The organism is Streptomyces sp. HSW2009, from assembly GCF_040240285.1.
Lineage (GTDB): Bacteria > Actinomycetota > Actinomycetes > Streptomycetales > Streptomycetaceae > Streptomyces.
Genome location: NZ_JBEHZD010000352.1, coordinates 1 through 8,580, shown reverse-complemented (window position 1 = coordinate 8,580; position 8,580 = coordinate 1). Strand labels below are relative to the sequence as shown.

The following is an 8,580-nucleotide window of genomic DNA, read 5'->3' as shown; positions in this document are numbered from 1 at the left end:
GTGGGCTCGGAGATGTTTATAAGAGACCGGGCGGGCCCCGCGCGCCAGCCGCCCGCGACGGCGCGGAGTGCGATGTTGGGTCCGCTGGCGATGCGTTCGACGCAGCCGCGGCTGCCGCAGGGGCAGGCGTCGCCGTCGAGTTCCACACTGATGTGGCCGATGTGCCCGGCGTTGCCCGTCGGGCCCGGGTAGGGCCGGCCGTTGATGATGAGACCACCACCCACGCCGGTGGAGACGACCATGCACAGGGCGTTGGTGCAGCCGCGTGCGGCGCCCTGCCAGTGTTCGGCCGCGGCCATGGCGACGCCGTCGCCGACGAGCGTGACCGGCAGTCCGCCCACCGCCCTGCGGACCTGGCTGACCAGCGGATACCGGCGCCAGCCAGGGATGTTGACGGGGCTTACGGTGCCGACCGATGCGTCCACCGGGCCCGCGCTGCCGATGCCGAGCGCCACCACCCGCTCCCACTGCACGGCGCCTGTCAACTCTTCGAGTACGGCGAAGACCGCGGCCATCACGGTGGGCCCGAGTGCACGTGCCGGGGTGGCGCGGCGTGCCCGTACGGTCAGCGCACCGTTCCCGTCCACCAGTGCGCCCGCGATTTTGGTCCCGCCGATGTCCAGCGCGGCGACGAGCTCATCTGACATGGGACGGTCTCCTGACAGGCGATAGGGGCTGGTTGGCGTACCCGGAACGGTCCTGTGGGATGGGCGGGAGCCGAATGTACGCGGCCCGGCGCGGCGGCACCGGTGGGGGCACCCCGGTTCCGGTCATAGTCTCCGCCGAAATTGACAACGTTGTCTAGAGGCTATGCTCAACTCGACGCCGCCATCCGACCATCCAGCGACAGGACGAGCGCACCGTGACTGACCCGGCCCGGGGCACCACACAACGCAACGGCACCCCATCGCCTCGCTACGGCAACAGGCCCACCATGAAGGACGTCGCGGCCCGCGCCGGGGTCGGCCTGAAGACGGTCTCCCGCGTGGTGAACAGCGAGCCGGGGGTAACTCCCGACACCGAACGCCGCGTTCAGGAAGCGATCACGGCGCTCGGCTTCCGCCGCAACGACAGTGCCCGCATCCTGCGCAAGGGCCGCACCGCGAGCATCGGCCTGGTCCTTGAGGACCTGGCCGACCCCTTCTACGGGCCGCTCAGCCGGGCCGTCGAAGAGGTCGCCCGGGACCACGGCGCACTCCTCATCAACGGTTCGAGCGCCGAAGACCCGGTACGGGAACAGGAATTGGTGCTCGCCCTGTGCGCCCGCCGGGTGGACGGCCTGGTGGTGATCCCGGCCGGCGACGACCACCGCTACCTGGAGCCGGAGATCTCCGCCGGGGTGGCCACCGTCTTCGTCGACCGGCCCGCCGGGCGGATCGATTCCGATGCGGTGCTCTCCGACAGCTTCGGCGGCGCCCGGGACGCGGTGGCCCATCTGATCGCGCACGGGCACCGCCGCATCGGCTTCATCGGCGACCAGCCCCGCATCCACACCGCCGTCGAGCGGCTGCGCGGCTACCGGGCTGCCATGGCCGAGGCCCAACTACCCATTGACGAGGCGTGGATGTCGCTGGGCGCGACCGACCCCAGCCGGGTCGCCGACGCGGCCGAGGCCATGCTTTCCGGCCCCGAGCCGGTGACCGCCCTGTTCGCCGGGAACAACCGGGTCACGGTCACCGCCGTCCGTGTCCTCGCCGCCCGCCCGGGGCGGGCCGCGCTGGTCGGCTTCGACGACTTCGAGCTGGCGGACCTACTCTCCCCCGGTGTCACGGTGGTCGCCCAGGACGCCGCCCAACTCGGCCGCACCGCCGCCCACCTGCTCTTCCGTCGACTCGAAGGCGCCGGCACCGGCACCCAACAGGTCGTCCTGCCCACCCGGCTGATCGCCCGCGGCTCGGGCGAGATCCGGCCGGCACACCGTCACCCCGTGTCCTGACCGCGGCCGGCCGCCGGCCCCCCGCCCCGCGCGGCCCGGTCCGCGGACCCGCCGACTAGGGTGCCCCCATGCCCTCCACGCCCCTCACACCCGCCGCCACCCCGGACCGGACACCGGCCGTCACCGCCGACGACCTCGAAGAGGCCGTACGACTCACGCTCGACACGCTCCGCGCAGCAGCAGCGACCGAGGCGGACTGGGAGCGCACCGCCGGCTCCCTGGAGTGGACCTGCCGGGAGACCGTCGAGCACCTCAGCGACGACCTCTTCGCCTACGCCGTCCAACTCGGCCCCCGACAGCCGCCGCTGACCGGCGAGGTGCCGTACTCCTACGCGAGCCGCAGGCCCGGTGGGCCGGCCAACGCCGTCCACGCGGACCCCGCTGCCGGGTCCGCCGGGCTGTTGCAGGTACTGGAGGCGAGCGGCGCGCTGCTGGTGGCGATGGTACGGACGACGCCGGCGGAGGTCCGCGCGTACCACGTGTTCGGGGTCTCCGATCCGGCGGGTTTCGCCGCGATGGGCCTGGTGGAGACGCTCGTCCACACCCATGACGTGGCCGGCGGGCTCGGGCTCGACTGGTCGCCGCCCGCCGCACTGTGCGCCCGGGCGCTGGCCCGCCTCTTCCCGGAGGCCCCGACGGACACGGATCCCTGGCAGACCTTGCTGTGGGCGACCGGCCGCGCGGAGTTGGCCGGCCATCCGCGCCGTACGAAGTGGCGGTGGTCGGGCGCGCCCCGGTGAGACGCCACCCGCCGCCGGGCCAGGGCGCGTTCACCGGTTGAGGCCGGGACGGGGTCGCGGGGTGCTTTCTGGGCGCCGGGGGCCATCGGTGGGGCGTGCGCCGGTGGTGGCCGGGCGCGCGCCGGTGGGCGGGTGAGCTCCGGTGGGCGCGCGAAGCCGGTGGGCCGGTGGCCGCCGCGGTCCACGGTCCTGAGCCCCGCTCGTCGACGCGCGCCCCCGGCCCGGCCGCCCGGCCGCGTCCAACCTCCCCAGGGCACACCTGCCATCACCGACGTACGAGCCGTACGCGTCAACTCCCGGCACCGGTACGGCACCCCACACGGACGGGTCGTCAGATCCGACCACCACCGGCCAGGCGGCGTCCGCCCGCACCCACCCCCTCTCCTCGTGCGCCGGGCGGATGCGCGCGGCGCTTGCCCGACCGGGCCCGCGCCCGGCCCGTACCACCCGCGGCTGCCCGGTGCCGCCCTCGTCACTCGGCGTGTGGGGGCCGGCCCGGGGCCCGGCGTCCAACGCCTCACCGGCGACCCACGGCTCCGCACCCGGGGGCGCCCCGCTGCGGCCCGGTGGCCGGCTGGCCTGCGGTGGTCGGCCCGATCACTCGGCCGACCGGCCCTCCATTCCAGATCGCGGCACGGCTCGTGGCCGCTGCAACAAATCCGTCATACGGCGGTGCAGGACGCCGGCCTGGCGAATTCCCCTTTTCGGCCAGACTCCGACCATCGACTAGGTCGGATACCGATCGGGCTTGACTGGGTGAGAGAGCGGATGACACCGTGCTCCCTGACATCTTCCGGTATGCACTATCTCCTCGGCACTCCCCCAGCACGGACCAGGCTCCAGGCAGTCATTGCCCTGAGGAGGGTGTGTGGCTTCGCTCCAGCTTCTCCATCCGTGTCTGCATCAGCAATTCGAGGCGGTAGCGGGTCGTTATCCGCAGCGGATTGCGGTGACGTCGGCGCAGCAAAGCCTCTCGTATGCGGAACTCAATGCAAAGGCCGATCTCCTGGCCGATGTGCTGCGGGCCCACGGGGTGCGCCCTGACACCCGGGTGGCGTTGTACGTGCCGCGCGGCATCGGTGCCGTCGTCGGCATGGTGGGCATTCTCAAGGCCGGTGGCGCGTACGTGCCCGTCGATCCGGGGCATCCGCCGCGGCGGGTGCGGTGGATGATTCGGGACAGCGCCTGCCTCGCGGTGGTCACGGTGGGCGAGCTCAGTGATCCGCTTTCGCGTATCGCGCCGGCGGTCATCGACCTCAATCCGCTGTTGGCCGACATGGCCACGGACCCGGCCACCGGCACGGGCGGAGAAACAGACACGGCCGCCGGAAATTCTGCGGATTTCCGACCGGAAAGCCCTACGGAATTTCCGCCAGGAAGCCTTCCGCTGGATGTGTGGGGCAACGCGTGGCCGGACCGCCGGGCCCAGTGGTCACTGCCACCAACGCGCCGGCAACGGCCGGCGGCGCGCAGCGTTGACACGCACTTGGCCTATGCCATTTACACATCGGGCACGACCGGGCGACCACAGGGCGTTGCCGTGGAACACCGTTCGGTGGTGCATCTATTCCGGCGTGCCCAGCCCTGGTTCGGTTTTACGCAGGACGATGTGTGGGCGCAGTTCCATTCGGCCGGCTTCGACTTCTCCGTATGGGAGATATGGGGGGCGCTGTTGCACGGCGGGCGGCTGGTCGTCGTGCCGTTCGACGTCGCACGCTCCCCCGCCGCCCTGCATGCGCTGCTGCGCGCGCAGCGGGTGACGGTGCTCGGTCAGACGCCGGGCGCGTTCCGTCGTCTGACCGCCGCCGATGCCGAGGCACCGGAGCCGCTGTCCGCGCTGCGGCTGGTCGTCATCGGCGGCGACGTGCTGCATCCGCGGACGCTCCGGCCGTGGTGGGAGCGGTACGGCGACCAGCGCCCGCGGCTGGTCAACATGTACGGGGTCACGGAGGCCACCGTGCACGCCTCCTACCGGCCGCTGTTCCGCACCGATCTGGCCGCCACCGGGCCGGTCGCGAGCCCCATCGGCACCCCGCTGCCCGGGCTCGCCTTCCATCTGCGCGACGCCGACGGCGAGCCAGTGCCCGTCGGTACGCCCGGTGAACTGCACATCGAGGGGCCGTCGTTGGCCCGCGGCTACCTGGGGTGCCCCGATCTGACGCAGGCCCGCTTCCGGGGGGAGCCCGGCCCGGGGGGCGTGCGCCGTCTGTACCGCACCGGCGATCTGGCGATCGAGTGCGGTGACGGCCAGTACGGCTACCTCGGCCGCACCGACGAACAGATCAAGGGCGGTGGCGTCCGGGTGGAGCCGGGCGAGGTGGAGTCCTTGCTGGTCGGGCATCCGGCGGTGGAGCAGGCCGTGGTGCTGCCGCGTGAGCGGGAGGACGGCGAAGCGCTGCTGATCGCGTACGTGGCGGTGGCGGCCCCGTACGACGAACGGGTCGCCCGGCGGCTGCCCGGGGAACTCGCCGCACTGGCCGCCGCGGAGCTGCCGGCGGCGCTGCGCCCGGTCCGCTACGTGCCGCTGGCCGCGCTGCCGCTCACCGCGCGCGGGAAGGTCGATCGGGCCGAGCTCGCGGCCCGCGCCGATCCGGTGCCCGGCGCCGACGGCGGCCCGCTGGCCGACGTCCGTCCGCTACCGCGGGCCGACCGTGCGCGCCGGCCCGGCACCGGGTCGGGCTGAACCGAGGCGACGGCCCGGGCCCCACACGGCACCGGGCCGACCGGCCGACCGGTGTTCCGTCGGTCCGTCGGTCCGCCCGGCACCGCGACGTCAGTCGTCGTCCCCGAAGCCGCCGCCCTCCGCCCCGTCCCCGTAACCGTCATCGCTGTCATCGCTGTCATCGCTGTCGTCGCTGTCGTCCGCGTCCAGAGCCGCGTCCGGGTCGGGGACGCCGAGCAGGCGCCGGGTCAGCGCGTCCTGATCGGAGAGGAGTTCGGCCAGCGCGTCGTCCAGGTCGGCGGCCGTCACCAGCTCGGACGAGCGCTCCGCGGCGAACAGCGTGGCCCTGCGCATCAGTTCCTTGGCGAACGAGGCCGTGGTGCCCTCGCTGCGCACCACCGCGTCGGCCAGCGCTTCCTCGGGCAGCCCGAGCCCGGCGCCGTACAGGTCGAGCAGTCGGCGCCGCCCCGTCGCGTCCGGCAGCGGGATCTCCACCGCCATGTCCACCCGGCCGGGGCGCTGGGCCAGGGCGGGTTCCAGGATGTCGGCCCGGTTGGTGGTCAGCAGGAAGGCGACGTCGGCGTCGTCGCCGAGCCCGTCCATCTCGTTGAGCACCTGGAAGAGCAGCGGCTGTTCGCCGTCCGTGAAGTCCCGGGACTCGGCGATCAGGTCGCAGTCCTCCAGGACGACCAGCGCGGGTTGCAGATGGCGGGCGAGCGAGCAGGCCGCGCCGACGCGCTGGATGCTCATCCCGGAGAGCACCACCACCGTGAACTCGGGCAACTGCGAGAGCAGGTAGCGCACGCTGTGCGTCTTGCCGGTGCCGGGCGGGCCGTACAACAGCAGGCCACGGCGCAGGTGTTGGCCGTGGGCGCGCAGGCGTTCGCGCTGTCTGGCCACGCCCACGATCTGCCGCTCGACGCGCTCCAGCAGCCCGGGCGGCAGCACGATGTCGCCGGCGTCCAGGGCGGGCCTGGCGTGGAAGCGGAACGGCCCGATCCCGTCCTCGAACTCGCTGCCCTGGAAGGAGAGGACCTTGCCGCGGAACACGTTGTGCTCGTGGATCAGCCGGTCCACTCCGGCCAGCAGCCGCTTGGCCTCCTCCCGGCTGCCCGCGAGCACCTCGACCTCCACGCGCTGGCGCCCGTACTCCTCGCTCGGGCCGCGCAGCAGCACGACGGTGCGGTCGTGGCCGGCGGCGCCGAGGTAGAGGCCGAAGTCGACGCAGGCGAGCTCCTCATCGGGTGAGACGGGCAGGTACGCGTAGTCGACGGCGCCCACCGCGTACCTGCCGTGGCGCTGGGCGCCTTCGACGAGTTCGGCGAGCGAGTCGTCCCGGTAGCGCTCGGACAGGACGCCGACGAGCTCGTGGGTGCGGCCCTCGCTGCTGAACCAGCGCTCGACGGCGAGGTGCACGTTGGCGTGGTCGTACGCCGGGTAGGTGGCCTTGACGATGGGCAACTCCTGCGCCGGCCGGCCGAGATGGTCGTGCATCCGGCGCTCAAGGGAGCGGCTCGGGTCGACGGGCTCGTGGTAGACGACCTGGTCGAGGAAGTCTCGGAAGAGCCTGCCGAAGGCGGCGACTTCGGTGGTGTCCATGACTGGTGGGCCCCCTCTACGGCGCCCGTGGTCGCCCCGGCCGGGCCGGGCGGGCGGCGTGCGCTTCACTCCGTCGCACCCGGATGGGTGCCGGTTCCTGCGCATCGTACGGGCGTGCCCCGCGGACCGTCCGCCGCTTTTCCGGTGACCGCGGCGCATTCCCGGGCGACTGCGGCACCTTCGCGACGGCTGCGGCGCTTTCTCGGTGACTGCGGTGCCTTCTCGGTGGCTGCGCCGCCGCCAGGCGCACGGCAGGCCCCTGCCGGGTACGTAGCGGTCCAGCGCACCGGACGCGCGGCAGCCCCGCGCGCCTGGTACGCGACGGCCCCCACGTGCTTGGTTCATGGCACGCCCCGTACGCCGCGTACGCGACAGACCCCACGGCCAGACACACGGCAGACCCGCACGCTAGCTGCGCGGCACACCCGCGCGCCACGTACGCGGCAGGCCCCGCGCGGGGTGCGCGGGGCCTGCCGTGGTGGATCGGGTGCCGGGCCGCGCGGGGCGGCCGGGCGGCTGACGCCGGGTCGGCTCGTACGGGCCGTGCGCCCGCCGTGCCGTGGCGGTCAGCCCTTGCGGGACTTGACCTCGTCGGTGAGCTGCGGGACGACCTGGAACAGGTCGCCGACCACGCCGTAGTCGACGAGCTCGAAGATCGGGGCCTCGGCGTCCTTGTTGATGGCCACGATGGTCTTCGAGGTCTGCATGCCGGCGCGGTGCTGGATGGCGCCGGAGATGCCGGCGGCGATGTAGAGCTGCGGCGAGACCGACTTGCCGGTCTGGCCGACCTGGTTGGTGTGCGGGTACCCGCCGGCGCCCACCGCGGCGCGCGCGGCGCCGACGGCCGCGCCGAGCGAGTCGGCGAGGTCCTCGATGAGCGGGAAGTTCTCGGCACCGTTGACGCCACGGCCGCCGGAGACCACGATCGCGGCCTCGGTCAGCTCCGGGCGGCCGGTCGACTCGCGCGGGGTGCGGCCGACGACCCGGGTGCCCTTGGACGCCTCGGAGACGGTGACCGCGAGCTGCTCCACGGCGCCGGCGGCCGGTGCCGCCTCCACGGCGGCCGAGTTCGGCTTGACCGTGATGACCGGGGTGCCCTTGGTGACGCGGGACTTGGTGGTGAAGGCCGCGGCGAACACCGACTGGGTGGCGACCGGGCCCTCGTCGCCGGCCTCCAGGTCGACGGCGTCGGTGATGATGCCGGACCCGATGCGCACGGCGAGCCGCGCGGCGATCTCCTTGCCCTCAGCGGACGAGGGCACCAGCACGGCGGCCGGCGAGACGGCGTCGTACGCGGCCTGGAGCGCGTCCACCTTCGGGGCGACCAGGTAGTCGGCGAACTCCGGGGCGTCGGCGGCGAGCACCTTGACCGCGCCGTGCTCGGCCAGGACCGGGGCGGCGGTGTCGACGCCCGCGCCCAGGTGCACGGCGACCGGCTCGCCGATGCGCCGGGCCAGCGTCAGCAGTTCGAGGGTGGGCTTGCGGACGGCGCCGTCCACGTGGTCGACGTAGACGAGTACTTCAGCCATGGATCTGCTCTCCTGCGAAGAAGGTGCGAAGGCGGTGGAGGGGGCGCGGCGGGCGCCCGGCCGGCGGCGCCGCCGCCGGCGCCGGCCCTGGGGCCGCCGGCCCGTGCGGGCGGC

General features: G+C 73.6%; 6 protein-coding genes. 3 read left to right on the top strand and 3 right to left on the bottom strand.

Translation table 11 applies throughout. The annotated features are described in order from the left end of the window. Positions 1-647 (bottom strand): ROK family protein (locus tag AAHZ94_RS23020; protein WP_349994887.1); only part of this gene is annotated, 647 nt, incomplete at its 3' end. A 215-nt stretch (positions 648-862) separates the two neighbouring features. Between AAHZ94_RS23020 and AAHZ94_RS23015 the strand changes: the two genes are divergently transcribed. The 3 genes from AAHZ94_RS23015 to AAHZ94_RS23005 all read left to right on the top strand — a co-directional run bounded on the left by AAHZ94_RS23015 (position 863) and on the right by AAHZ94_RS23005 (position 5,359). Further along, positions 863-1,936: a LacI family DNA-binding transcriptional regulator gene (locus tag AAHZ94_RS23015; RefSeq protein ID WP_502964749.1), complete on the top strand. Its 1,074-nt coding sequence runs from the start codon at positions 863-865 to the stop codon at positions 1,934-1,936. A gap of 68 nt (positions 1,937-2,004) precedes the next feature. Then, positions 2,005-2,676 carry a maleylpyruvate isomerase N-terminal domain-containing protein gene (locus AAHZ94_RS23010; RefSeq protein WP_349994885.1) on the top strand — a complete coding sequence of 224 codons (672 nt, stop codon included), beginning with the start codon at positions 2,005-2,007 and terminating at the stop codon, positions 2,674-2,676. An 868-nt stretch (positions 2,677-3,544) separates the two neighbouring features. Beyond that, a complete protein-coding gene (locus AAHZ94_RS23005) occupies positions 3,545-5,359 on the top strand; it encodes an AMP-binding protein (RefSeq protein ID WP_349994884.1) in 1,815 nt (604 codons plus the stop codon). Between the two features lie 90 nt (positions 5,360-5,449). Here AAHZ94_RS23005 and AAHZ94_RS23000 read toward each other — a convergent pair whose 3' ends face one another. Further along, the gene (locus tag AAHZ94_RS23000; protein ID WP_349994883.1) at positions 5,450-6,937 is read right to left on the bottom strand and encodes an AAA family ATPase; all 1,488 of its coding nucleotides are present in this window, start codon (positions 6,935-6,937) and stop codon (positions 5,450-5,452) included. Between the two features lie 566 nt (positions 6,938-7,503). Then, on the bottom strand, positions 7,504-8,466 hold the full coding sequence (locus AAHZ94_RS22995; protein ID WP_349994882.1) for an electron transfer flavoprotein subunit alpha/FixB family protein: 963 nt from the start codon (positions 8,464-8,466) through the stop codon (positions 7,504-7,506). Between the last annotated feature and the right edge of the window lie 114 nt (positions 8,467-8,580).

What these genes read in the sequence shown, in the direction of transcription:
- AAHZ94_RS23000 (WP_349994883.1), bottom strand. Translation starts at nt 6,937, where the DNA reads ATGGACACCACCGAAGTCGCCGCCTTCGGCAGGCTCTTCCGAGACTTC.
- AAHZ94_RS22995 (WP_349994882.1), bottom strand. Translation starts at nt 8,466, where the DNA reads ATGGCTGAAGTACTCGTCTACGTCGACCACGTGGACGGCGCCGTCCGC.
- AAHZ94_RS23010 (WP_349994885.1), top strand. Translation starts at nt 2,005, where the DNA reads ATGCCCTCCACGCCCCTCACACCCGCCGCCACCCCGGACCGGACACCG.